Source organism: Telluria sp. Soil_C_11, from assembly GCF_057657395.1.
Window position 1 is genome coordinate 215,538 of record NZ_JBDGIN010000002.1, and the last position, 23,957, is coordinate 239,494.

The 23,957-nt window shown below is 64.7% G+C and carries 23 protein-coding genes and 2 tRNA genes; 18 read left to right on the forward strand and 7 right to left on the reverse strand.

What is annotated here, in order from left to right; all coding sequences use genetic code 11:
- The first annotated feature begins 106 nt into the window (after window positions 1–106).
- The 12 genes from motA (at window position 107) to AC3A6M_RS03925 (ending at window position 10,735) form a co-directional block, all read left to right on the forward strand.
- Window positions 107–967: a flagellar motor stator protein MotA gene (motA, locus tag AC3A6M_RS03870; RefSeq protein ID WP_487851419.1), complete on the forward strand. Its 861-nt coding sequence runs from the start codon at window positions 107–109 to the stop codon at window positions 965–967.
- Window positions 967–1,947 carry a flagellar motor protein MotB gene (gene motB / locus AC3A6M_RS03875; protein ID WP_487851420.1) on the forward strand — a complete coding sequence of 327 codons (981 nt, stop codon included), beginning with the start codon at window positions 967–969 and terminating at the stop codon, window positions 1,945–1,947. Before motA ends, motB begins: the two co-directional genes overlap by 1 nt.
- A gap of 14 nt (window positions 1,948–1,961) precedes the next feature.
- On the forward strand, window positions 1,962–2,510 hold the full coding sequence (locus tag AC3A6M_RS03880; protein WP_487851421.1) for a chemotaxis protein: 549 nt from the start codon (window positions 1,962–1,964) through the stop codon (window positions 2,508–2,510).
- Between the two features lie 93 nt (window positions 2,511–2,603).
- The gene (locus AC3A6M_RS03885; protein ID WP_487851422.1) at window positions 2,604–2,969 is read left to right on the forward strand and encodes a response regulator; all 366 of its coding nucleotides are present in this window, start codon (window positions 2,604–2,606) and stop codon (window positions 2,967–2,969) included.
- 25 nt (window positions 2,970–2,994) lie between these two features.
- Entirely contained in the window at window positions 2,995–5,160 is a 2,166-nt protein-coding gene (gene cheA / locus AC3A6M_RS03890; RefSeq protein WP_487851423.1) for a chemotaxis protein CheA, read from the forward strand.
- A 31-nt stretch (window positions 5,161–5,191) separates the two neighbouring features.
- Window positions 5,192–5,689: a chemotaxis protein CheW gene (locus AC3A6M_RS03895; protein ID WP_487851424.1), complete on the forward strand. Its 498-nt coding sequence runs from the start codon at window positions 5,192–5,194 to the stop codon at window positions 5,687–5,689.
- Window positions 5,690–5,775: 86 nt separating this feature from the next.
- Window positions 5,776–6,642, forward strand: coding sequence for a CheR family methyltransferase (locus AC3A6M_RS03900; protein WP_487851425.1), 867 nt, complete (start codon window positions 5,776–5,778; stop codon window positions 6,640–6,642).
- A gap of 25 nt (window positions 6,643–6,667) precedes the next feature.
- Window positions 6,668–7,267, forward strand: coding sequence for a chemoreceptor glutamine deamidase CheD (gene cheD / locus AC3A6M_RS03905; protein ID WP_487851426.1), 600 nt, complete (start codon window positions 6,668–6,670; stop codon window positions 7,265–7,267).
- 14 nt (window positions 7,268–7,281) lie between these two features.
- Window positions 7,282–8,364 (forward strand): protein-glutamate methylesterase/protein-glutamine glutaminase, encoded by a 1,083-nt coding sequence (locus AC3A6M_RS03910; protein WP_487851427.1) that lies wholly within the window; start codon window positions 7,282–7,284, stop codon window positions 8,362–8,364.
- A gap of 124 nt (window positions 8,365–8,488) precedes the next feature.
- The gene (gene cheY, locus AC3A6M_RS03915; protein WP_060566987.1) at window positions 8,489–8,884 is read left to right on the forward strand and encodes a chemotaxis response regulator CheY; all 396 of its coding nucleotides are present in this window, start codon (window positions 8,489–8,491) and stop codon (window positions 8,882–8,884) included.
- Between the two features lies 1 nt (window position 8,885).
- The gene (gene cheZ, locus AC3A6M_RS03920) at window positions 8,886–9,518 is read left to right on the forward strand and encodes a protein phosphatase CheZ (protein ID WP_487851428.1); all 633 of its coding nucleotides are present in this window, start codon (window positions 8,886–8,888) and stop codon (window positions 9,516–9,518) included.
- Between the two features lie 8 nt (window positions 9,519–9,526).
- The gene (locus AC3A6M_RS03925) at window positions 9,527–10,735 is read left to right on the forward strand and encodes an EAL and HDOD domain-containing protein (RefSeq protein WP_487851429.1); all 1,209 of its coding nucleotides are present in this window, start codon (window positions 9,527–9,529) and stop codon (window positions 10,733–10,735) included.
- Between the two features lie 164 nt (window positions 10,736–10,899).
- Here the strand turns inward: AC3A6M_RS03925 and AC3A6M_RS03930 are convergent, their stop codons facing one another.
- From AC3A6M_RS03930 to metG, 6 genes are all read right to left on the reverse strand, one after another.
- A complete protein-coding gene (locus AC3A6M_RS03930) occupies window positions 10,900–11,655 on the reverse strand; it encodes a flagellar brake protein (RefSeq protein WP_487851430.1) in 756 nt (251 codons plus the stop codon).
- 91 nt (window positions 11,656–11,746) lie between these two features.
- Window positions 11,747–12,586, reverse strand: a complete 840-nt coding sequence (gene panC / locus AC3A6M_RS03935) for a pantoate--beta-alanine ligase (RefSeq protein WP_487851431.1) — start codon at window positions 12,584–12,586, stop codon at window positions 11,747–11,749.
- Between the two features lie 15 nt (window positions 12,587–12,601).
- Window positions 12,602–13,483, reverse strand: coding sequence for a segregation and condensation protein A (locus AC3A6M_RS03940; protein ID WP_487851432.1), 882 nt, complete (start codon window positions 13,481–13,483; stop codon window positions 12,602–12,604).
- Window positions 13,484–13,510: 27 nt separating this feature from the next.
- Entirely contained in the window at window positions 13,511–13,720 is a 210-nt protein-coding gene (locus tag AC3A6M_RS03945) for a DUF3460 family protein (protein ID WP_487851433.1), read from the reverse strand.
- Between the two features lie 42 nt (window positions 13,721–13,762).
- The gene (locus AC3A6M_RS03950; protein ID WP_487851434.1) at window positions 13,763–15,079 is read right to left on the reverse strand and encodes an enoyl ACP reductase FabMG family protein; all 1,317 of its coding nucleotides are present in this window, start codon (window positions 15,077–15,079) and stop codon (window positions 13,763–13,765) included.
- 72 nt (window positions 15,080–15,151) lie between these two features.
- The gene (gene metG / locus AC3A6M_RS03955; RefSeq protein WP_487851435.1) at window positions 15,152–17,296 is read right to left on the reverse strand and encodes a methionine--tRNA ligase; all 2,145 of its coding nucleotides are present in this window, start codon (window positions 17,294–17,296) and stop codon (window positions 15,152–15,154) included.
- A gap of 151 nt (window positions 17,297–17,447) precedes the next feature.
- Between metG and apbC the strand changes: the two genes are divergently transcribed.
- The 3 genes from apbC to AC3A6M_RS03970 all read left to right on the forward strand — a co-directional run bounded on the left by apbC (window position 17,448) and on the right by AC3A6M_RS03970 (window position 20,808).
- Window positions 17,448–18,536, forward strand: coding sequence for an iron-sulfur cluster carrier protein ApbC (gene apbC, locus AC3A6M_RS03960; protein ID WP_487851436.1), 1,089 nt, complete (start codon window positions 17,448–17,450; stop codon window positions 18,534–18,536).
- Window positions 18,537–18,661: 125 nt separating this feature from the next.
- Window positions 18,662–19,792: a hypothetical protein gene (locus tag AC3A6M_RS03965; RefSeq protein WP_487851437.1), complete on the forward strand. Its 1,131-nt coding sequence runs from the start codon at window positions 18,662–18,664 to the stop codon at window positions 19,790–19,792.
- Window positions 19,792–20,808: an RNA methyltransferase gene (locus AC3A6M_RS03970; RefSeq protein WP_487851438.1), complete on the forward strand. Its 1,017-nt coding sequence runs from the start codon at window positions 19,792–19,794 to the stop codon at window positions 20,806–20,808. The genes AC3A6M_RS03965 and AC3A6M_RS03970 overlap by 1 nt, the downstream gene beginning before the upstream one ends.
- Before the next feature lie 42 nt (window positions 20,809–20,850).
- Here the strand turns inward: AC3A6M_RS03970 and AC3A6M_RS03975 are convergent, their stop codons facing one another.
- Window positions 20,851–22,026 (reverse strand): GGDEF domain-containing protein, encoded by a 1,176-nt coding sequence (locus tag AC3A6M_RS03975; protein WP_487851439.1) that lies wholly within the window; start codon window positions 22,024–22,026, stop codon window positions 20,851–20,853.
- Between the two features lie 242 nt (window positions 22,027–22,268).
- Between AC3A6M_RS03975 and gltX the strand changes: the two genes are divergently transcribed.
- The 3 genes from gltX (at window position 22,269) to AC3A6M_RS03990 (ending at window position 23,955) form a co-directional block, all read left to right on the forward strand.
- A complete protein-coding gene (gene gltX, locus AC3A6M_RS03980) occupies window positions 22,269–23,660 on the forward strand; it encodes a glutamate--tRNA ligase (RefSeq protein WP_487851440.1) in 1,392 nt (463 codons plus the stop codon).
- A 65-nt stretch (window positions 23,661–23,725) separates the two neighbouring features.
- A tRNA-Ala gene (locus tag AC3A6M_RS03985) sits at window positions 23,726–23,801 on the forward strand.
- A gap of 78 nt (window positions 23,802–23,879) precedes the next feature.
- Window positions 23,880–23,955, forward strand: a tRNA-Glu gene (locus AC3A6M_RS03990).
- Window positions 23,956–23,957: the final 2 nt, after the last annotated feature.

The window sequence follows — 23,957 nt, forward strand, 5'->3', positions numbered from 1 at the left end:
CCATTCTCAAGATAATCTAGTTCCCTAGGTAAATATTTCTCTTTGGATTCATTAACTTGGATTCAAACACCGGGGCCAGCTCCCGGATTTCTCGATCGGGAGTCCCGTGTTTGTTATTGTTGGTTACGTTGTCGTCCTAGCCGCCGTCTTCGGCGGTTTTGCCATGAACGGCGGCCACCTGGCGGCGCTGTGGCAGCCGCTGGAACTGGTGATGATCGGCGGCGCCGCAGTTGGCGCTTTCTTCGTCGGCAACAGCCCGAAGGCCGTGAAAGCCACCCTCAAGGCTTTCCCGACCCTGTTCAAGGGTTCCAAATACACGCGCGACATGTACATGGAGCTGATGTCGCTGATGTTCGACGTCCTGTCCAAGGTCCGTAAAGAGGGCCTGATGTCGATCGAAGGCGACATCGAGGCGCCCGAACAGAGCCCCGTGTTCTCGAAATACCCGGCCGTGCTGGCCGACCACCACATTGTCGAATTCATTACCGACTACCTGCGCCTGATGGTTTCCGGCAACATGGACGCGTTCCAGATCGAAAACCTGATGGACAACGAAATCGAGACCCACCATCATGAGGGAGCGGTCCCGGCCCAATGCATCGCCAAGCTGGGCGACGGCCTGCCGGCATTCGGCATCGTCGCCGCGGTGATGGGCGTGGTCCACACCATGGAATCGGTCGGCCTGCCGCCCGCCGAGCTGGGCATCCTGATCGCCCACGCGCTGGTCGGCACCTTCCTCGGCATCCTGCTGGCCTACGGCTTCGTGGGTCCGCTCGCCAGCCTGCTGGAACAGAAACTGGAGGAATCGACCAAGATGTTCCAGACCGTGAAGGTGACCCTGCTGGCCAGCCTGAACGGCTATGCGCCGGCGCTGGCGGTCGAATTCGGCCGCAAGGTCCTGTACTCGACCGAGCGTCCGACCTTCGCCGAGCTCGAAGACCACATCAAGAAAGCGAAGAGCAAGTAATGGCGGACGAAGGCCAGCGGCCGATCATCGTCAAGCGCGTCAAGAAGGGCGGCCATGGACACCATGGCGGCGCCTGGAAGATCGCGTACGCCGACTTCGTGACGGCGATGATGGCCTTCTTCCTGCTCATGTGGCTGCTCGGCTCGACCACCAAGGGCGACATGGAAGGCATCGCCAACTACTTCAAGACCCCGCTGAAGGTGGCCATGCAGGGCGGTTCGGGCAGCGGCGACAGCTCCTCGATCCTGCAGGGCGGCGGCCAGGACCTGACGCGCCGTAGCGGCCAGGTCAAGAAGGGCGAAGTCCCGGCCGAGAAAAAGACCTACGACCTGAAGGCCGCACGCGCCGCCCTCGAGCACGAGGAAGCGGCCAAGCTGCAAAAGCTGAAGGAGCGCATCCAGTCGACCATCGATGCCAATCCGCTGCTGAAGAAATACAAGAACCAGCTGCTGCTCGACATCACCAACGAGGGCCTGCGCATCCAGATCGTGGACGAGAAGAACCGCCCGATGTTCGAGATGGCCAGGGCCGAGCTGCAGCCCTACACCCGCGACATCCTCGACGTGCTGGCGCTAGTGCTGAACGACGTGCCGAACAAAATCAGCCTGTCCGGCCACACCGATTCGACGCCGTACATGAGCGAGAGCGGCTACAGCAACTGGGAACTGTCGGCGGACCGCGCCAACGCCTCGCGCCGCGAGCTGGTGCGCGGCGGCCTGGCCGACGACAAGGTGCTGCGCGTGGTCGGCCTGGCCGCGGCCAACCACCTGGACCGCAAGGACCCGTTCAACCCGGTCAACCGCCGCATCAGCATCCTGGTGATGAACAAGCGCACCGAGGAAGCGCTGCTGCGCGACGGCGGCGACAGCGGCGACAAGCTGGACGTCCCCGGCGACGCCGACGGCGCCGTCAAGGCCGTGGCCTCGGCGACGGGCGGTGGTCTGGCAGAGGCCGCGGAAGCGAAGCAGAGCGCGCGATAGTTCTGGAGGACTCAATGACAAGAAAAAAGATTTTAGGGTCACACGTGAAGCGCCTGCTGTCGGGCGTCTCCGACCACGGGCGGCGCCACCTGTCCGAAGTCGAGACCGACCTGGTGCAGACCACGCTGCTGCTGGAGGAGGCCGTCGAGAAGCTGACCACCAGCTTCATGGCGATCCACCAGGCGGTCGACGCGCGCCAGCAGAGCATCAACCGCCTGCTGGCGGGCGAGGCCCCGTCGGCCGAGGAAAGCGAGAAGCTGACCGGCATGTCGGGCGAGATCGGCCAGCACGTGAACACGGCGATCACCAGCATGCAGTTCCAGGACATGACCAGCCAGCTGCTCGACCGCACGCTGCGCCGCGTGACCGGCCTGCGCGAATTCCTGACCACGCTGAGCGAGCACGGCGCCGATCTCGCGCCCGACAGCCACAGCGAGGAAATCGTCGACCGGCTGGGCAAGGTCAGCATGGCGCTGGCGATCCAGTCGCTCGAGCTGCGCAGCATGCTGCGCAAGTCGGTGGAGCAGCGGCATCTCGAGAGCGGTGACGTGGAACTGTTTTGATCTTATCCGGCGAAATAAACTTTAACTAATAACACCGGGGTCGGAGTCCCTTAAAAGAAGAACCGGACTCCGACCCCTCGGGAGCACACAAATATGGCTAAAACGATTCTTGCGGTTGACGATTCCAGTTCCCTGCGCCAGATGGTGGCGTTCAGCCTGAAGGCCGCCGGCTACCAGGTGGTGGAGGCCGTCGACGGCCAGGATGGCCTCGAAAAGGCGAAGCAGCAGACCGTCGACCTGGTCCTGACCGACCAGAACATGCCGAAGATGGATGGCCTCACCCTGATCAAGTCGCTGCGCGCGCTGCCGACCTACCAGAAGGTGCCGATCCTGATGCTCACCACCGAATCGTCGGACGACATGAAATCGAAGGGCCGTGCCGCCGGCGCGAATGGCTGGCTGGTCAAGCCTTTCGATCCGCAGCGCCTGATCGAGGTGGTCAAGAAAGTCATCGGCTGAGCCGACAAGCGACAAGCGACACATCATGACCATCGACATCAGCCAGTTCTACCAGGTCTTTTTCGACGAGGCGGAAGAACTCCTCGCCGAGAAGGAGCGTCTGCTGCTGGCCGTCGATATCGCCGCGCCGGACGCGGAAGACCTGAACGCGATCTTCCGCACCGCCCACTCGATCAAGGGCGGGGCCTCGACCTTCGGCCTGAACGACATGAGCGAAGTGACCCACGTGCTGGAGTCGCTGCTGGACCGGATCCGCAAGGGCGAGATGTCCCTCACCAGCCAGCACGTGGATGCCTTCCTGGCCGCCAAGGACATCCTCAAGATGCAGCTCGACGGCCACCGCAACGGCGCCAGCGTCGACCAGGAAGCGGTCGCCAACGTGCGCATGATGCTGCACGACCTGTCCGAGGGCGTGGTCGTCGCCGCGCACCAGCCGACCGTGCCGTCCTTCCTCCACGCCGAGCAGAAGCAGGAAGTGCGCGAAGGCGCGCACCGCTACAAGATCGAACTGCCCGACATCCCGCAGCGCGACGTGAATGCGCTGGTGGACGAACTCGGCCTGCTGGGCCGCGTCTCGGTCACTCCGCTGGAAGGCGGCCGCAGCGCGCTGATCATCATGACCCACGAAGGGCTGGACGACATCATCGCGATCTGCTCGTTCGTGCTGGACCCGAACGACCTGAAGATTTTCGAAGCGCCGCCGCTGACGCCCGAGCAGCGCGCCCTCGAGGCCCTTGAACGCGCCCGCATCGAGGAAGAGCAGGGCTACGGCTTCTTCGACCCGTCCGATCCGCTCGATGCGCAGCAAGCCGAGCAGTCCGACGACGAGCGCGGTTACGGTTTCTTCCAGCCGATCGAGCAGATCCGCCGTGAAGCCGGCATCGTGGCCGAAGTGCCGGCGCCGATCGCCGCGCCGGCGCGCCCGGAGCCGCTCGAAGTGACCGAGGTGGCGGCCGAGAAGAAGGCCGCGAAGAAGGCCGCCGACGCCGCCCATGCGCACGCCGAATCGAGCTCGATCCGGGTCTCGATCGAAAAGGTCGACCAGTTGATCAACCTGGTCGGCGAACTGGTGATCACCCAGGCCATGATCGAGCAGAGGAGCGACGGGCTGGACCCGATGGTCCACCAGCGCCTGCTCGCTTCGGTATCGCAACTGACCCGCAATACCCGCGACCTGCAGGAAGCGGTGATGTCGATCCGCATGATGCCGATGGACTTCGTGTTCTCGCGCTTCCCGCGCATGGTGCGCGACCTGGCCAGCAAGCTTGGCAAGAAGGTCGACTTCATCACCAACGGCGCCGCGACGGAACTGGACAAGGGCCTGATCGAGCGCATCGTCGACCCGCTGACCCACCTGGTGAGGAACAGCATCGACCACGGCATCGAGATGCCGGCCGCGCGCATCGCCGCCGGCAAATCCGAATCGGGCCGCCTGTTCCTGTCCGCTGCCCACCAGGGCGGCAATATCGTGATCGAGGTGGCCGACGACGGCGGCGGCCTGAATCGCGAACGGATCCTGGCCAAGGCCCGCCAGAACGGCTTGCCGGTGTCCGAGAACATGAGCGACGCCGAAGTCTGGCAGCTGATCTTCGCGCCGGGCTTCTCGACCGCGGAAACCGTTACCGACGTTTCCGGCCGCGGGGTCGGCATGGACGTCGTCAAGCGCAACATCACGGCCATGGGCGGGACCATCGACATCCGCTCGGCGAAGGGCTTCGGCACCACCATCCTGATCTCGCTGCCGCTGACCTTGGCGATCCTGGACGGCATGTCGATCCGCTGCGGCGACGAGATCTACATCCTGCCGCTCGGCTTCGTGGTCGAGTCGCTGCAGCCGGCGCGGTCCGACGTGCGCGAGATCGCCGGCCAGGGCCGGGTGGTCAAGGTGCGCGGCGAATACCTGCCGCTGATCCCGCTGCACCAGATGTTCGGCATCGAGCCGCGCCATACCGACCCTTGGGAAGGCATCCTGGTGATCCTCGAGACCGAAGGACGCAAGGCCGCGCTGTTCGTCGACGAACTGGTGGGCCAGCAGCAGGTCGTGGTGAAGAACCTCGAATCGAACTACCGCAAGGTGGCAGGGATCTCCGGTGCGACCATCCTCGGCGATGGTGGCGTTGCCCTGATCCTGGACGTGGCGGCGCTGCTGCGCTCGTCCCGTCAGCTGACGGACGATACCGTCGTCTCATAACATTGAACTTACTCTGAACTCAGGAACCGACATGTCCACTCAACAGACTACCAAACCGGCCGACGCGCGCGACGGCAGCGGCAGCGAATACCTGGCCTTCACCCTCGGCTCCGAGGAATACGGCATCGACATCCTGAAGGTGCAGGAGATCCGCGGCTACGAAGCCGTGACCCGCATCGCCAACGCCCCCGAATTCATCAAGGGCGTGATCAACCTGCGTGGCATCATCATCCCGGTGGTCGACATGCGCATCCGCTTCAACCTGGGCACCCCGACCTACGACCAGTTCACCGTCGTGATCATCCTGAACATCGGCGGCCGCATCATGGGCATGGTGGTCGACAGCGTGTCGGACGTCACCACCCTGACGCCGGACCAGATCAAGCCGGCGCCGGAAATGGGCACCGCCTTCAACTCGGACTACCTGATGGGCCTCGGCACCGTCGACGAGCGCATGCTGATCCTGATCGACATCGACCGCCTGATGTCGTCGAGCGAGATGGGCCTGATCGACAAGATGGCAGCGTAAGCAACGCGGCCGCGGCGCACAGGGATAGCAGTGCGCGGACCCGCCCGGCGGGTTCGCAGGATCGACCAACACCCAAAGGTATTCACGTGCCGCTTCACACCAAGCAGGAAACTGGCAAGGAATTCGAGTTCACGCGTGCCGACTTCGAGCGCGTGCGGGGCCTGATTTATCAGCGCGCCGGCATTTCGCTGGCCGACAGCAAGCAGGAGATGGTCTACAGCCGGCTTGCGCGCCGCCTGCGCGCGGCCGGCATCGAGTCCTTCTCCCGCTATCTGGACGACCTCGAAGCAGGTCGTCTCGCCGGAAATCCCGAGCAGGAGTGGGAAGCCTTCACCAATGCGCTGACCACCAACCTGACCTCGTTCTTCCGCGAAGCGCATCACTTCCCGCTGCTGGCCGAGCACGCGCTCAAGGCGCGCCGCCGCAATCCGGGTACGCCGCTGACGATCTGGTGTTCGGCCAGTTCGACTGGCGAAGAACCCTATTCGATCGCGATGACCCTGTGCGAGGCGTTCGACACGCTCACGCCGCCGGTGCAGATCATCGCCACCGACATCGACACCAACGTGCTGGCCACCGCCGGCGCCGGCGTCTATCCGCTCGAACGCCTCGACAAGCTCGAGCTTGATCGCAAGCGACGCTTCTTCCTGAAGGGGAAGGGCGCCCAGCAGGGCCTGGCGCGGGTGCGCCCGGAGCTGCGCAACCTGATCACCTTCCGCCAGCTCAACCTGCTGGCCGACGCCTGGGACCTGCGCGGACCGTTCGATGCGATCTTCTGCCGCAACGTGATGATCTACTTCGACAAGGCCACCCAGCGCCGGATCCTGTCGCGCTTCGTGCCCCTGATGAAGCCGGACGCCCTGCTGTTCGCGGGGCATTCCGAGAACTTCCTGTATGTATCCGACTCGCTGCGCCTGCGCGGCAAGACGGTCTACGAATTGAGCCACGGCTGACCGTCGCAACACCCGAGTACCAATCATGGATACGAACAGCCAATTCGCCACCAACGTCTATTACGACCGCACCTTCGACTGCGACGCCGCCAAGATCCTGCCCGGCGAGTACTACTACACCGGCAAGGACATGCTGATCGTGACGGTGCTGGGTTCCTGCGTCTCGGCCTGCATCCGCGACCGCGTCAGGGGCCTGGGCGGCATGAACCACTTCATGCTGCCGGACGGCGGCGATCCCGGCAACCCGGTGTCGGCCTCGATGCGCTACGGGACCTATGCGATGGAAGTGCTGATCAACGACCTGCTGAAGGCGGGCGCCCGCCGCGAACACCTCGAAGCCAAGGTGTTCGGCGGCGGCGCGGTGCTGCGCGGCTTCTCGGCCATGAACGTCGGCGAACGCAACGCGTCGTTCGTGATGCAGTTCCTGAAGACCGAGCGCATCCCGGTACTGGCCGAAGACCTGAACGACATTTATCCGCGCAAGGTGTACTTTTTCCCGCGCACGGGCAAAGTGCTGGTCAAGAAGCTGATGCAAACTCAAAACGATACGCTGGCGAAGCGCGAACTCGATTACGCCAAGCGCCTCAAGGTCGCGCCGGTCGGCGGCGATATCGACCTGTTCTGACGAAAGGGCCCGCCATGTTGGCAACTACGAGCAGCAAGATCAAGGTGGTGATCGTCGACGACTCCGCCCTGATCCGCAGCGTGATGACCGAGATCGTCAACTCCCAGCCGGACATGGAAGTGGTCGGCGTGGCGCCCGATCCGCTGGTCGCGCGCGACCTGATCAAGCGCACCAACCCCGACGTGCTCACGCTCGACGTCGAGATGCCGAAGATGGACGGCCTCGACTTCCTGGAAAAACTGATGCGCCTGCGCCCGATGCCGGTGCTGATGGTCTCCTCGCTGACCGAGCGCGGGTCCGAGATCACCATGCGTGCGCTGGAACTGGGCGCGGTCGACTTCGTGACCAAGCCGAAGATCTCGATCCAGACCGGGATGCGCGAGTACACCGAACTGATTGCGGACAAGATCCGCGGCGCCGCGCGCGCGCGCATCAAGCCGCGCACGCTGCATGCGCCAGGTCCCGGCGCCCAGCTGCCGCAGCTGCGCAGCCCGCTGACCTCGTCGGAAAAGCTGATCATCATCGGCGCCTCCACCGGCGGTACCGAGGCGATCCGGGAATTCCTGATGCAGATGCCGTCCGACTGCCCGGGCATCCTGATCGCCCAGCACATGCCGGAAGGGTTCACCAGTTCCTTCGCCAAGCGCCTCGATGCGCTGTGCAAGATCAGCGTCAGCGAGGCCCAGGGCAACGAGCGCGTACTGCCGGGCCACGCCTACATCGCGCCGGGCCACTCCCATTTGCTGTTGTCCCGCTCTGGCGCGAACTACATGACCAGGATCGAGCAGAGCGAACCGGTCAACCGCCACCGTCCGTCGGTGGACGTGCTGTTCCGCTCGGCGGCCCAGGCGGCCGGCAAGAATGCGGTCGGGGTGATCCTGACCGGCATGGGCAAGGACGGCGCCCAGGGCATGCTCGAAATGAAGCAGGCCGGCGCCACCAACTTCGCCCAGGACGAGGCTTCCTGCGTCGTGTTCGGCATGCCGCGCGAGGCGATCGCGATCGGCGCCGCGCATGAAGTGGGACCCCTTTCAGCCTTGCCGGGTATGGTGCTTGGCCATCTGGCAACGCACGGCGGCCGGGCGTTGCGCGTTTGATCCGTCCACGCGGCTTTAGCCTTGGTTTTATCGCCGTAGAGCAACAAAAATGCTATGCTTAGGCCTGCTTTCGCAGAGTCGAAGTCCACCAACACATACAGATAAAGTAACAACGGAGTAATTCATGGCTGATCCAAAGATGCGTTTTTTAGTGGTTGACGATTTCTCGACGATGCGACGCATCGTGCGGAACCTGTTGAAGGAACTGGGTTACGCCAACGTCGACGAAGCCGAAGACGGCGTGATGGCACTGGCCAAGCTGCGCAGCGAACAGTTCGACTTCGTGGTCTCGGACTGGAACATGCCGAACATGGACGGCCTGACCATGCTGCAGAACATCCGTGCCGATCCCGCCCTGGCCAAGCTGCCGGTGCTGATGGTGACCGCCGAAGCCAAGAAGGAAAACATCATCGCGGCCGCGCAAGCGGGCGCCAACGGCTACGTCGTGAAGCCGTTCACCGCGGCCACGCTGGACGAAAAGCTGAACAAGATTTTCGAAAAGATGGAAAAGGCAGCCTGAAATGACTGAGTACACCGCCGACTCGGGCTCGCATGACGAGGTCCTGAGCCGGATCGGGCACATGACCCGCGCGCTGCACGAGAGCCTGCGCGGACTGGGCCTGGACAAGCTGATCGAAAAGGCCGCCAGCGACATCCCGGATGCGCGCGACCGCCTCGACTACGTGGCGCGCCTGTCGGAACAGGCTGCCAAGCGGGTGCTGGACGCGACCGACGCCGCCAGCCCGCTGCAGGACGGGATCGACGCATCGGCCGCCGAGCTGTCGCGCTCCTGGCAGAGCCTGCTGGACAGCGGCGAGGGCAGCCCCGAGTGGCGCGCGCTGGCGGAGCGAACCATCGCCAGCCTGGGCGAATCGCGCAGCGCCGCCGTGTCTACCCGCGGCCACCTGATGGACATCATGATGGCCCAGGACTTCCAGGACCTGACCGGCCAGGTGATCAAGCGCATCACCGGCATCGCCCAGAACCTGGAAAAGCAGCTGGTGCAGGTGCTCGTCGATTTCGCGCCGGCCGAGGTCAAGCGCGAGTTCGACAATGGCTTGCTCAACGGCCCGCAGATCAAGCCGGCAGGCAATACCGAAGTGGTGGCCGACCAGGGCCAGGTCGACGACCTGCTCGACAGCCTCGGTTTCTGATCCATACAATGCATCAAACCAACTTCATCGTCCGTGAACCCCTGCTCGATCCCAAGCAGCGTGTGATTGGTTATGAACTCTGCTGGCAGCAGCACGGCGGCCAGGAAGTCGGCGCCGCCGACCTCGAAGCGCTGGTCGGCTTCGTCGCCGAACACCTGGTCGACGAGGAAAACGGCTGGTTGCTGCGCGACAAGCTGCTGTTCCTCGACGCCGTGCCGGCCATGCTGTCGACCGACGCCCTGCACGCGCTGCCGCCCGAGCGCACCGTGCTGTCGATTGCCGTGCGCGACCTCGCCAACACCGACACCCGCGCCGCCGTGCAGGCCCTGCGCGCCGGCGGCGTCGGCATCTCGCTGCGCGGCGCCAACCTGGAACTGCTGGGCCGCAACCTCTCCGTCATCGCTTCCTACGCCGAAGTGCGCTTCACCGGCGCCGACGTCGCCACCCAGGCCCGCACCTACGCCGCCGCCAAGCAGTCCACCTTGCGCATGGTCGGCCGCCCGGTGTCCACCTGGGCCGACTTCGACGCCTGCGCCGCGCTCGGCCTGGACGCCTTCGTCGGCAAGCTGCACCTGACGCCGCGCGAGGGCGGCAACATCAAGGGCATGAACCCGGCCCAGGCCATCATCCTGCAGCTGATGCAGATGGTGCAGAACAACGAAGATGTGCCGAAGCTCGAGGCCGTCCTCAAGCGCGACCCGGCGCTGATCTACAAGCTGCTGCGCTTCATCAACTCCGCCGGCTTCGGCGCCGGCCGCCAGATCGAGTCGCTGCGCCAGGCCATCGCCATGCTGGGCTATGCGCCGCTGTACCGCTGGCTGGTGCTGCTGCTGGCGACCGCCAGCTCCAGCGGTTATTCGCCGGTGCTGATGGAAACCGCGGTCGTGCGCGCGCGCCTGTGCGAGCTGCTGGGCCAGAAATTCCTGCCGCGCGCCGAAGGCGAGTACCTGTTCGTGGCCGGCATGTTCTCGCTGCTGGACCGCCTGCTGGGCCTGCCGATGAAGGAAGTGCTGGAGACCATCCAGCTGCCGGACGAGGTGGTGCGCGCGCTGCTGACGCGCGGCGGCGTGTACGGGCCCTACCTGGCGCTGGCCGAGGCCTGCGAGCTGAATTCGCAGCTGGTGGCGTCGATGGCGGCGTCGCTGGATATCAGCCCGCTTGAAGTCAATAAAGCGCATCTGTCGGCGCTGGCTTGGGCGCAGAGTGTGACTACGTAACCCGTCGTTCCCGGCATTGCCGAAAACGACTTCCCGCGAAGGCGGGAACCCAAGTGAGCCTGCGCTATCGGCGACTCTTCAAACTTGGATTCCCGCCTGCGCGGGAATGACGAAAGAAAATGGCCCGCGAAGGGCCATTTTCTTTGCTGCTCGACTGAACTCGCTCAGCGCTTCGTCTGCACCTTGCTCACCGCCCGATCCAGCCGCTGCTTCATCTGCATCGAGATATTCGAAATCCGGCACCCGACCTGCACCTGCTGGCCCAGCAGGAAGGTGCGGAAAGGACGCAGCAGGCGCACCTCGAGGTCGGCGACGATCGTCAGCGAGGGGCCCAGTTCCAGCTCCACGCCTTCGATCTTCTTGCCGACATAGAATTCATAAGCCTGCTCCGGGGTGGCGCGCAGGCCCACGCCGCCGAGCGAGAAGTCGTACAGGGGCAGTTCGAATTCCTTGCCGAGCAGGACGAAGCGGGCGCCGTAGCTGCCGCTCAGCGGGCTTTCCAGGCGCGCCTCGGCGCGGCGGTTCAGGACCTGGCAGGATTCCGGCAGCGGCAGTTCGACGGCGCGGGCGCGTCCCGGCAGCAGGCTGCCGCTGTTGTCGAGCTCGAACTGGATCTTGGCGTTGCCGCCCAGGGCTGCCACGAAGATCAGCTTGCCCTCGGCGAGGCGGATATCTTCGGCGAGGTCGAGGATGAAGCTGCGCCGGTCCGCATCGACGGCGTCGATGCGCGCCATCGTGAAGTCCTGGCCCATCGGGTAGACGGTGATGGCTTCGCCGGTCTGGGCCAGGGCCGACAGGGTGTCGGCGATCTGGAAAGCGTCCGTCATCTCGTGCGCGCCCGCGTCCGGTCCGATGCGCGCGACGGCGTCGGACAGCGTGGGCGGACCCTTGCGGATCTGATTGGTGGCCAGGTCGGTCAAGTTACTACTCCTAAAAGGAATGCCCTATGGATTCTAGCAAACGCTGTTGCTAGAATCTACAGGGAAATTTCAGAAAAGAAAGTAGTGCGGCTTAGATTTCCAGATTATCGATCAGGCGCGTGTTGCCCAGCTTGGCGGCGGCCAGCACCACCAGCTGTTCGCCGGCGAGAACCTCGTCGCGGCTAGGCGCCTGCAGGTTCATGCGCTTGCGGATCGATACGTAGTCCGGCTTCCAGCCGCGCGCCGCCAGGCGCTCCATCGCGTCGCGTTCCAGCGCCGCCAGGTCGGGATGGCCGGCGCGGGTCTGCTCGGCCACGTAGTTGAGGGTCTGGTAGAGGAAGGGCGCCTCAAGGCGTTCTTCCGCGGACAGGTAGCCGTTGCGCGACGACAGCGCCAGGCCGTCGTCGGCGCGGAAGGTTTCGGCGCCGATGATCTCGGTCGGCATCGCCAGCTGGCGCGCCATGTTACGGATGATCATGAGCTGCTGGTAATCCTTCTTGCCGAACACGGCCACGCGCGGCTGCACGCAGGAGAACAGCTTGGTCACCACCGTGCAGACGCCCGGGAACATCGCGGGGCGGAATTCGCCTTCCAGGATGTTGCCCAGGTCGTTCGGCGGCAGCACGCGGTATTCCTGCGGCTCCGGGTACAGGTCCTTCTCGGTGGGCGCGAACAGCACGTACACGCCTTCCTTCTCCAGCTTTTCGACGTCGGCCTGGAAGGTGCGCGGGTATTTGTCGAAGTCTTCGTTCGGGCCGAACTGCAGGCGGTTGACGAAGATCGACGCGACCACCGGGTCGCCGTGGCGGCGCGCCAGGCGCATCAGCGACAGGTGGCCTTCGTGCAGGTTGCCCATGGTCGGGACGAAGGCGGTGCGCAGTTGGCCGCGCAGCTGGTCGCGCAGTTCGTCGATGGTGGAGATGATTTTCATGGTGTCGTTATAAGCTCAGGCGGGCGAATAGGCCAGCCGGACATAGATGGGCGCGAATGGTTCGGCCTGGGTAATTTCGATCAGGGTTTCCTTGGCCAGCTCGAGCATGGCCACGAAGTGCACGACCACGACCGGCACGCTGGCCTGGCCTGCGAACAGTTCCGAGAATTCGACGAAGCGGTTCGACTGCAGTGTACGCAGGATCGCCGACATGTGCTCGCGCACCGACAGTTCCTCGCGGCCGATCCGGTGGTGCTGGGTCAGCTTGGCGCGGCGCAGCACGTCCATCCAGGCGCGCTGCAGGTCGTGCGGGTCGACGTGCGGCCAGACCGGCGCCAGGCCCTGTTCGACCGGCAGCGAGGGGCGCACGAAGTCGCGGTCGAGCTGGGGCAGGGCGCCCAGGCGCTGGGCCGCCGCCTTGATCTGCTCGTACTCCAGCAGGCGCCGCACCAGTTCCGCGCGCGGATCGCCGGCATCCTCGATCAGGTCGTCCTGGCGCTTCGGCAGCAGCATGCGCGACTTGATCTCGATGAGCATGGCCGCCATCAGCAGGTACTCGGCCGCCAGTTCCAGGTTGCTCTTGCGGATCTGCTCGACGTATTCCAGGTATTGCAGGGTCACCTGCGCCATCGGGATGTCGAGGATGTTGAAGTTCTGCTTGCGGATCAGGTACAGCAGCAGGTCGAGCGGACCTTCGAAGGCGTCGAGGAAGACTTCGAGCGCGTCGGGCGGGATGTACAGGTCGTTGGGCAGGCGCAGCAGCGGCTCGCCGTACAGGCGGGCGATGGTGGCCTCGGCGGCGTCGGCGGCCGCATTGAGGGCAGAATCGTCCGCGATGGCGCCGTCGTCCGGCGGGGACTCGGCGATCCCCTCCGGGCTCGCCTGCTCAGGCACCATCGTCGTCAGCCTCTGCCGTCAGCCGGTTCAGACCTTGGTCTGGTACGGGTAAGCCTGCTGGCGCAGGCGCGACTCGGCGACGCGGCGCTGCTCGTCCAGCGACAGCGGCGCCTTGTCCCACAGCAGGGCGCGGCCGGCAACCTGGCGCTCGTCCATGCCCGGGGTCTTCTCTTTCAGTTCCTTGATGAACTTGGTGTGATCGGATTCGTAATTCGAATGTTTATTAAACAGGCCCATGGCGCTCTATCAAAAAAGGGTACAAACGGGAAATTCTACTGCTTACTTGTGCAGTTCGTTCAGCTGGCGGGCGATGATGTCGTGGTTGAGCCACAGCACCGGTGCGATCTTTTCGGCCGCGCCATGGAACATCAGCGGGCCGGTGCCTTCCAGCACCAGGGCCGACAGGTGGTCGGTGATCAGGGCTTTCCTGTCCTTGTGCAGGGAGGTGAGCTCGTCCGAGATGCCGATCATCAGGTCGGCCAGTTCCGGGGTGTTGTCCATCGGCCAGGCTTCGAAATTGCGGAACTCGGTGCTGGTGCCGGTCTGCAGATAGGTTTCCAGCTTGTCGAGGATGGACTGGAGCGACACGCCGTCGTTCAGCAGGCCCTGGCAGATATCCCATTGCTGCTGGGCCCAGGCGCCGCCGCCTTCTTTTTTCAGGGCCGCGAGCAGCGGGAACAGCGACAGTTCGACGCCGACGAAGATGTCGGACGAATTGGTGCGGATTTCCGGGCAGTTGAACACGGTTGCCGGCACGCCCTGTTTCCAGGCCGCTTCGGCGATTGATTCCAGGCGCATCTTGGCGTAGCCCTGGGTGTAGTTGGTGTAGGTCTGCCAGGTGTACTCGCCGCCGATCAGGATCTCGGTGCCGTGGTAGCCGTAGGCGGTATAGCGCACTTCGCCGCCCTTGGCGGCAACGCGCTCGCGGATGGGGGCGGAGGCGTCGATCAGGTACTTCAGGGTGTTCGCCGAGACTTCGTCGAAGTTCATCAGGATCAGCTTGCCCAGGTCGCTGTCGAGCAGGGCGCGCGAGGACATGAAGCGCTCGCCGCGGCCCTTGTAGATGCGGTTGGCGATCGCCAGGAAGGCCTTGATGCGCGGGATGCCGCCGGCCATGGTGTGGGCGAAGAAGACGTTGGCGCCCTCCGGGATCAGCTTGTCGATCTCGGCCATGGCTTCGCGGGCCGAGGCGGTGAAGCGTGCGACGCCGGCTTCACGGCAGCGCTCGATCTTGTCCCAGTCCAGCTTGTCTTCCTGCCAGCTCTTGAGGGTGATCCCGGACAGCATCTCGGTCGGGTTCTGCTCGCCCGCCGGCGCGTCCATGTCGAAACCGGCCATCAGCGGCACGTTGACGATGCGGCCGCCCAGCTTGGCTTCCGCTTCCGCGTGCTCTTCCGCGGTCAGGGCGCGCAGGGTGCCGTCGTCGTTGCGGCGGCCCACGGTGATGCCCAGGATCGTCATGCCGGCCTTGCGGGCTTCGTCGATCAGGCCGTTCACGTAGCCACGGCCGAAAAGTTCGCCGAACAGGACGAAGACGTCACCTTGACGGAACAGGTTCGCGTGCGGAATGTGTCGCAGGGCTTTGTATTCGGTCATTTTATTTCGCTACCACTAAGTAAGGTTATTTTTAGAACGCAACATTATACTGCCACTGTTGCGTAGAAAATATCAACGAATCCGCATGCCGGGTTGTGCGCCCGGGACCGGTTCCAGCAGGTACAGGCCCGGATTCGTCTTCTCATCCTTGCTCGACGCGCACAGCACCATGCCTTCCGAGACGCCGAACTTCATCTTGCGCGGCGCCAGGTTGGCGACCAGCACGGTCAACTTGCCGATCAGCTGTTCCGGCTGGTATGCCGACTTGATGCCCGAGAACACATTGCGCAGGCGGCCTTCGCCGACGTCCAGGGTCAGGCGCAGCAGCTTGCTCGAACCTTCGACATGCTCGCAGTTGACGATCTTCGCCACGCGCAGGTCGATCCTGGTGAAATCATCGATCGAGATTTCGGGAGCGAGTTCCTCGATATCGCTGGCGGTTTCGCCTGCCTCAGCCGGGGCGGCCTTTTCGGCGGCGGCGGCCGGTGCAGCGGCGGCCGGCGCGGTGGCGGCCGGCTTGTCGAACAGGTCTTCGACCATCCTGGCGTCGACGCGCTGCATCAGGTGGCTGTAGGCGCCGATGCTGCGGCCCAGCATCGTGTTCCAGACGTTCTCGCCCCTGGTGTCGTCCCACGAGAAGGAGGCATCGCCCAGGAATTCCTGGACCCGCGACGCGACGAAGGGCAGCACCGGCGACAGCATGATGGTCAGCTGGCGGAACAGGATCAGCGCCGTGGTGCAGACTTCGTGCAGCTCGGCGGTCTTCGTTTCGTCCTTGGCCAGCAGCCAGGGCTTGTTCTCGTCGACGTACTGGTTGGCGACGTCGGCGATGGCCATCACTTCGCGCAGGGCCCGGCCGAATTCGCGCGCCTCGTAGCTGGCGGCGATGGTCGCCTGGCGCTCGCCGTCCTCGCCGTTCAGGGCGCGGGCAATCCACTGTTTCGCGTTGTCGGACAGCGAAGCGGCCAGCTTGCCGTCGAATTTCTTGGCGATGAAGCCGGCGCAGCGGCTGGCGATGTTCACGTACTTGCCGATCAGGTCGCTGTTCACGCGGGCGACGAAGTCTTCGCCGGTGAAGTCCAGGTCCTCGACCTTGCTGTTCAGCTTGAACGCCAGGTAGTAGCGCAGCCACTCCGGGTTCATCTTCAGTTCCAGGTAGCGCAGCGGCGAAATGCCGGTGCCGCGCGACTTCGACATCTTTTCGTTGTTCACGGTCAGGTGGCCGTGGACATTGACCTTCAGCTTGTCGATCACCGGGTGGTTCGAGAAATTCAGCATCGCCGGCCAGAACAGCAGGTGGAAGGAGACGATGTCCTTGCCGATGAAGTGGACTTGCTCGGTCGACGGATCGTTCAGGAAGGCTTCGTAGTCGAGGCCCTTCTTCTCGAAATAGTTCTTCAGCGAGGCCAGGTAGCCGACCGGCGCGTCCAGCCAGACGTAGAAGAACTTGCCCGGCGCATCCGGGATCGGGATGCCGAAGTAGGGCGCGTCACGGGAAATATCCCAGTCGGCCAGCTTCTCGCCGTTCTCGCCCAGCCATTCCGAGACCTTGTTGACCATTTCCGGCTGCAGGCGGCCCGGGGTGTTCAGCCACTCCTTCAGGAACTGGAAGCAGCGCGGATCGGACAGCTTGAAGAAATACTGCTCGGACGGCTTCAGGATCGGGGTCGAGCCGGTGAACACCGAATATGGCTTGATCAGTTCGGTCGGCTGGTAGGCGGCGCCGCAGACTTCGCAGTTGTCGCCGTACTGGTCCTTGGCATGGCAGACCGGGCACTCGCCCTTGATGTTGCGGTCGGCCAGGAACATGCCCTTGGTCGGGTCGTAGAAGCGGTCGACGGTCTTGGTGTAGATGAGGCCGGCATCCCGCAGCTTGCGGTAAATACCTTGCGAGAGCTCGACGTTTTCCGGCGAATCGGTCGAATACCAGTTGTCGAAGGCGATATGGAAACCGTCCAGGTACTGGGCGCGGCCGGCGGCGATGCGGGCCACGAATTCCTGCGGCGTCACGCCTTCCTTCTCGGCGGCGATCATGATCGGGGTGCCGTGGGTGTCGTCGGCGCCGACGAAGTGCACCACGCGCTGCTCGTTGCCGTCCTTCTGCATTCGCTGGAAGCGGACCCAGATGTCGGCCTGGATGTATTCCATCATGTGGCCGATGTGGAAGGCGGCGTTGGCGTAGGGCAGGGCGGTGGTGACGAACAGCTTGCGTGTCATGGTCGGAAAAGAGGGATCGATATATGAAAAAAAGCATTTTACCAGCGGATGCCCCTAAACGGTCAGGGGGTAATCGAGCGGTTTGCCACTTGTGCAAGTGTCGTTGCCCCGATTTACGCTAAACTCTTGCGCATCACATACGGAGAACCCCATGAGCATCACTCTCGACGACGTCAAGACCGCCCTGGCCGCGGTCGTCGACCCGAATACCAATAAAGACTACGTCAGCACCCGCTCGGTCAAGAACATCCAGGTCGACGGCGGCAACGTCGCCCTCGACATCGAACTCGGCTACCCGGCGAAAAGCCAGTTCACCCTGGTCCGCAACGCCGTCATCGACGCCGTGCGCAAGCTGCCGGGCGTACAGAACGTCAGCGTCAACGTCACCAGCAAGATCCTGTCGCACACCGTGCAGCGCGGCCTGAAGGTGATGCCGAACGTGAAGAACATCATCGCCGTCGCGTCCGGCAAGGGCGGCGTCGGCAAGTCGACCACCGCCGTCAACCTGGCGCTGGCGCTGGCCGCCGAGGGCGCCAGCGTCGGCGTGCTGGACGCCGACATCTACGGCCCTTCGCAGCCGACCATGCTGGGCATCAATGGTCGTCCGCAAAGCCTGGACGGCAAGACCATGGAGCCGCTCGAGAACCACGGCGTACAGGTTTCTTCCATTGGTTTCCTCATCGATCCGGACGAGCCGATGGTCTGGCGCGGCCCGATGGTGACCCAGGCCCTGCAGCAGCTGCTGGAGCAGACCAACTGGCGCGAACTGGATTACCTGGTGGTCGACATGCCGCCGGGCACCGGCGACATCCAGCTGACCCTGTCGCAGAAAGTGCCGGTGACGGGCGCCGTGATCGTCACCACCCCGCAGGACATCGCCCTGCTGGACGCGCGCAAGGGCCTCAAGATGTTCGAGAAGGTCGGCATCCCGATCCTCGGCGTGGTGGAAAACATGAGCACCCACATCTGCTCGAACTGCGGCCACACCGAAGCCATCTTCGGCGAAGGCGGCGGCGAGAAGATGTGCGCCGACTTCGGCGTCGACTTCCTGGGCAAGCTGCCGCTGCAGCTGTCGATCCGCGAGCAGGCCGATTCCGGCACGCCGACCGTGGTGGCGGATCCGGATGGCGCGGTGGCCAACATCTATAAAGAGATCGCACGCAAGGTGGCGGTGAAGGTGGCGGACAAGGCGAAGGACATGAGCGCCAAGTTCCCGACCATCGTCGTGAAGAACGACTGACACCACATCGTCGTCCCCGCGAAGGCGGGGGCCATGCCGAGCCTCCGAAGCCGTCCCTGGCAAAGTCGTGTTGGCCTTGGGCGGCTGCCCGGGGCTGAACGCCCGGTCAGCCAGCCGCGAATCGCATGCAACTCACGAAAAAAGTCGAGCACTTCCTGTTCGAGTCGCCCACCTGGAAACTGCTGGCCGTCGTCTGCGTCCTGTGGCTGGTGAAGACCGGCATCTGGACCTACCCGAACCCGCCCGCCTTGTGGGCGATGGCCCAGAATCCCTTCACCAACCCGTTCACCAATCCGGACGAGGAATACGTGATGTGGAGCTGGCTCAGCCCGTGGCTGGCATGGCTCACCGGCGCCACCACCATGCCCAAGCTGTTCGCGCTCGCCCTGGCGCAGGCCGTGGCATTCACCTTCCTGTTCGTGCGCATCACGCTCGGCAGTCTGCCGCGCGACCTGGCGCGCACCGCCATCGTCCTGTTCGCGGTGCTGCCGGTGTCGACCACGGCATACTATTGGGTCGGCTACGACTCGCTGACCTTGCTGCTGATGATGGCCGTGCTGGCCTTTCCCGCGGCGGCGCCGGTGACGCTGGGCGCCGGCCTGCTGCTGGGCATGCAGCATTTCGAGCAGGGTTTCCTGGGCGCCGCCGGCCTGTCCGCCGCAGTGTTCCTGAGCCGGCGCCAGGGCTATCCGCTCCCTTATGGACTGACATTCTGCCTGCTGCTGCTCGGCGCCCTCGTGGCCGGCAAGCTGGCGCTGGTGGGACTGTTCCACCATTACGACATCCACGTGGCTTCCGGCCGCATGGCCTGGGTGCGCGTGCACCTCGGCGGGCTGGTGTCCAACTTTTTCCTGCATGCGCACGCCATCGTGTGGTCGCTGCTGGGCCTGGGCTGGCTGGCGGCGGCGCGCTTCGCCGGCTGGGGGCGCAGGAGCCTGCCGTTCTTCCTGGTGCTGGGCGGCCTGGGCCTGCTGGCGGTCGTCACCGCCGACCAGACCCGCGTGGTCGCCATCGTGACCTTCCCGCTGCTGACGGCCTACTGGCTGCGGAATCCCGATTTCCTGTCCCGGATCGAGCGGCGCGAAGTGGCCCTGGTGTTCATCCTGTGGGCCGTCATGCCGATGAGCTGGGTGTGGCTGGGCGTGCAGAAGTGGTCGGCCTTCCCCTACGATGTCGCCTATGTGCTGCACCAGGCCTTTGGCTGGTTCGCGCTGCCCGACAACCTGGCCCTGTGGCCCTTCGAACCCTTCCGCTGATGCGACTCGCCTCCCTGCGCGCCCGTCTCCGCTCCCTCGGCGCCCTCCCGCTCCATGAAGACCGCATCCTGCGCGACTGGGTCCGCAACGCCGGCCATGACCACGGCCGCCGGCGTCCCGACGATTTCCTGCCCAAGCCGGTGCGCGAAGCATTGCCGCAGATCGATGCCGAACTCGAGGGCCTGGCGCGCATCCTGAGCACGCATCCGGCCGAGGATGGCTCGGCGCGCCTGCTGGTCGGGTTGCAGGACGGGCAGACGGTGGAATCCGTGCTGCTGCCGCGCGACGGCGTCTGCGTGTCCAGCCAGGTCGGCTGCGCGGTCGGCTGCCAGTTCTGCATGACGGGGCAGGGCGGCCTGGTGCGGCAGGTGACGAGCGGCGAGATCGTCGCCCAGGTGGTGCTGGCGCGGCGCCAGCGGCCGGTCAAGAAGGTCGTCTTCATGGGCATGGGCGAGCCGGCGCACAATCTCGACAATGTGATGGAAGCGATCGAGCTGCTGGGCGTGGAAGGGAATATCGCGCACAAGAACCTGGTGTTCTCCACCGTCGGCGATCCGCGCGTGTTCGAGCGCCTGCCGCTTGGTCCCGTGAAGCCGGCGCTGGCGCTGTCGCTGCACACGACCAAGCCGGCATTGCGCGAACGCCTGCTGCCGCGCGCGCCGCGCATCGCGCCCCCGGCGCTGGTGGAAGAGGGCGAACGCTATGCGCGCCTGACCGGCTATCCGATCCAGTACCAGTGGACCTTGCTGGAAGGCGTGAACGACGGCCAGGACGAGCTGGACGCCATCGTCGGCCTCCTGCGCGGCAAGTACGCGGTGCTGAACATGATTCCCTATAACGCCAACGAAGGCCTGCCGTTCCGCCGCCCGGACTGGGAGAAGGCCGAGCGCATCGCCGCCTGGCTGTTCGAGCGCGGCATCCTCACCAAGCTGCGCGATTCGGCCGGCCAGGACGTCGACGGCGGCTGCGGCCAGCTGCGCGCGCGGGCTGCGCAGCCGATTAAGATATACCGGTAGGGTGGGCACCCTTCGTTTTGAGGCCCCCGGCCTCAAAACACCCTACGCCGCCCGGTCCACCGCCTCGACGCGCTGCCCCAGCTGGCGCGCCCTTACCTGGTTGCGCCCGCCGCGCTTGGCTTCGTACATCAGCTGGTCCGCCAGCGCGATCATGCCTTGCGGCGTGACGGCATGGCTGCCGCCGAATTCCGCGCCGACCACGCCGAAGCTGGCGGTGGTGCCGAGCGACAGGCCGCCGATCTCGGTGCGCTGGGCGGCAAAGGCGGCGCGCACGCGCTCGGCCAGTTCGATCGCGCCGTCCAGGCGGGTCTCCGGCAGGATGATCAGGAATTCCTCGCCGCCGTAGCGCACCACGGTGTCGATCGCATCGCGCGTCATCGCTTGCGCCAGCTGGGCGAAGCTGCGCAGCAGTTCGTCCCCGGCATGGTGCCCATGGGTGTCGTTGATGGCCTTGAAGCCGTCGAGGTCGCACATGATCATCGACAGGCTCAGGCGGTAGCGGCGTGCCCGCGCGATCTCGCCGTCGAGCAGGGCGGCATTCAGGTGGCGCCGGTTGTAGCAGCCGGTGAGCGGGTCGCGGATCGACAGGTTGGTCAGCACCTGCTGGGCCAGGTACTGTTCGCGCCACAGGCGCGCGTGGCGGTGCGCCGCCAGCAAGCCGAATCCGTTCGAGACCACGATCATCATCGTCATCGAAATCAGGTGGCGGGTGGTTTCGAGGTGCTGCCACCAGGCCAGCGCAATGAAGGCCAGGCTCGAACCCAGCGCGATCAGGAAGGCGTTCGACAGGCGGTTCGGGATGAAGACGAAGGTGACAAGGCTCAGCAGCGCAACGGACATGCCGTGCAGCAGGATGTCCTGGGGCCGGTGGTACACCACGACCATGTAGCTGGCCATCCCGAGGATGGTGAAGATGGTCGAGGTCAGGTATACCGCCTTCACCGGGTCGGCGGCGCGCCGCAAGTAGCGCAGGCCGGCGAGGGCCACCATGCCGATCGAGGCGCGGGCCAGCATCGGATAGGCCGCCGTCGGCCAGCCCAGCGCCAGGATGTCGGTTGCGCCGAACAGCATGTAGGCGAGCGCGCAAAATACCAGGGCGCGGCGCAGGTCGCGCACGAGCACGCCGGCCTGCTGGTGCAGGAAGCCGACCTCCGTGGCCGCGCAGGAGAATTCCCCGCGCAATCGCGCGATGGAGGCTGTGCTCGGGGTGTTCTGCATAAGCGGTGAATGAGCGGTGAAATGAGCGGAGGAACCGGGGAAGGGTAGACTGGACTTTATCGAACATTGTAGTTTCTGTAAAGTAATTGAACGACGTGAGATGCAACATCGCCCGGCAGCCATCCGCCCTTGCGCCCGGCGCCAGGAGGGACGTTGTAAAATAGCTGCTTTACCATTCACGACGGGTTTCCCGGCACGCGGCGCAGCCCTTGCGCGAGCCCGTCACTACCTTCGTTTCGACCATGACCGTCCGCACCCGTTTTGCACCCAGCCCGACCGGCTATCTCCACCTCGGCGGCGCGCGCACCGCGCTGTATTCGTGGGCCTATGCCCGCCATTTCGGCGGCACCTTCATCCTGCGCATCGAAGACACCGACCTGGAGCGTTCGACCCCGGAGGCGGTGCAGGCGATCCTGGACGGCATGAAGTGGCTGGGCCTCGAGCACGACGAGGGCCCGTTCTACCAGATGCAGCGCATGGACCGCTACCGCGAAGTGATCAAGTCGATGCTGGAAGCCGGCACCGCCTACCTGTGCTACTGCACCCCGGAAGAAGTCGAGGCGATGCGCGAGCGCATGCGCGCGGCCGGCGAGAAGCCGCGCTACGACGGCACCTGGCGCCCGGAAGAAGGCAAGACCCTGCCGGAAATGCCGGCCGGGATCAAGCCGGTGGTGCGCTTCAAGAATCCGCTCGACGGCGAAGTCACCTGGAACGACGTGGTCAAAGGCCCGATCACCATCGGCAACAAGGAACTGGACGACCTGGTCATCGCGCGCGGCGACGGCACCCCGACCTATAACTTCTGCGTCGCGGTCGACGACTGGGACATGAAGATCACCCACGTGCTGCGCGGCGACGACCACGTGAACAACACGCCGCGCCAGATCAACATCCTGCGCGCACTGGGCGCCGAGCTGCCGCAGTACGGCCACCTGCCGATGATCCTGGGCCCGGACGGCCAGAAGCTGTCGAAGCGCCACGGCGCCGTCAGCGTGATGCAGTACCCGGAGCAGGGCTTCCTGCCGGAGGCGATGCTGAATTACCTGGCGCGCCTGGGCTGGAGCCACGGCGACGACGAGATCTTCTCGATGCAGCAGTTCACCGAGTGGTTCAACCTCGAACACCTGACCGCGTCGGCGGCCCAGTTCAACCCGGAAAAGCTGGCCTGGCTGAACAACCACTATATCAAGCAGTCCGACAACGAGCGCCTCGCTACCCTGGCGCGTCCGGTCATGGAACGGGAAGGCGCGCAGTTCGACGGTGCGCCGCCGCTGGCCGCCGTGCTGGGCCTGATGAAGGAACGCACCAACACCATCAATGAACTGGCCGATGCGGCGATGCTGTTCTTCCGCACGCCGAATCCCGATGCCGGGCTGCTGGCCCAGCACCTGACCGACGCCGTGCGCCCGGCGCTGGCGCAGTTCGCGGAGAAGCTGCAGACGGTGGAGTGGAGCAAGCCTGCGCTGTCCGCCGCGATGAAGGAAGTGCTGGCTGCCAATGGCCTGAAGATGCCTCAGCTGGCCATGCCGCTGCGCCTGCTGGTCACCGGCCAGCTGCAGACCCCGGCCATCGACGCGGTGCTGGAATTGTTCGGCCGCGAGACCGTGCTGGCGCGCATCCAGAAAGGTCTATAACGACCCTTGTTGGCTATTTGCGAAATGCAAGTGCGTCCGCTATAATGCTCGCACTTCAGCGCTGCGGGGGTATAGCTCAGCTGGGAGAGCGCTTGCATGGCATGCAAGAGGTCAGCGGTTCGATCCCGCTTACCTCCACCAAAAAAGCCGAAGTGACGAGGTCAGAGCCCACTCGAATGAACCGGGATCTGACCCCGCAAGATGTAAAAGCAGTCCAGGGTCCCCATCGTCTAGAGGCCTAGGACATCACCCTTTCACGGTGAGTACCGGGGTTCGAATCCCCGTGGGGACGCCAAC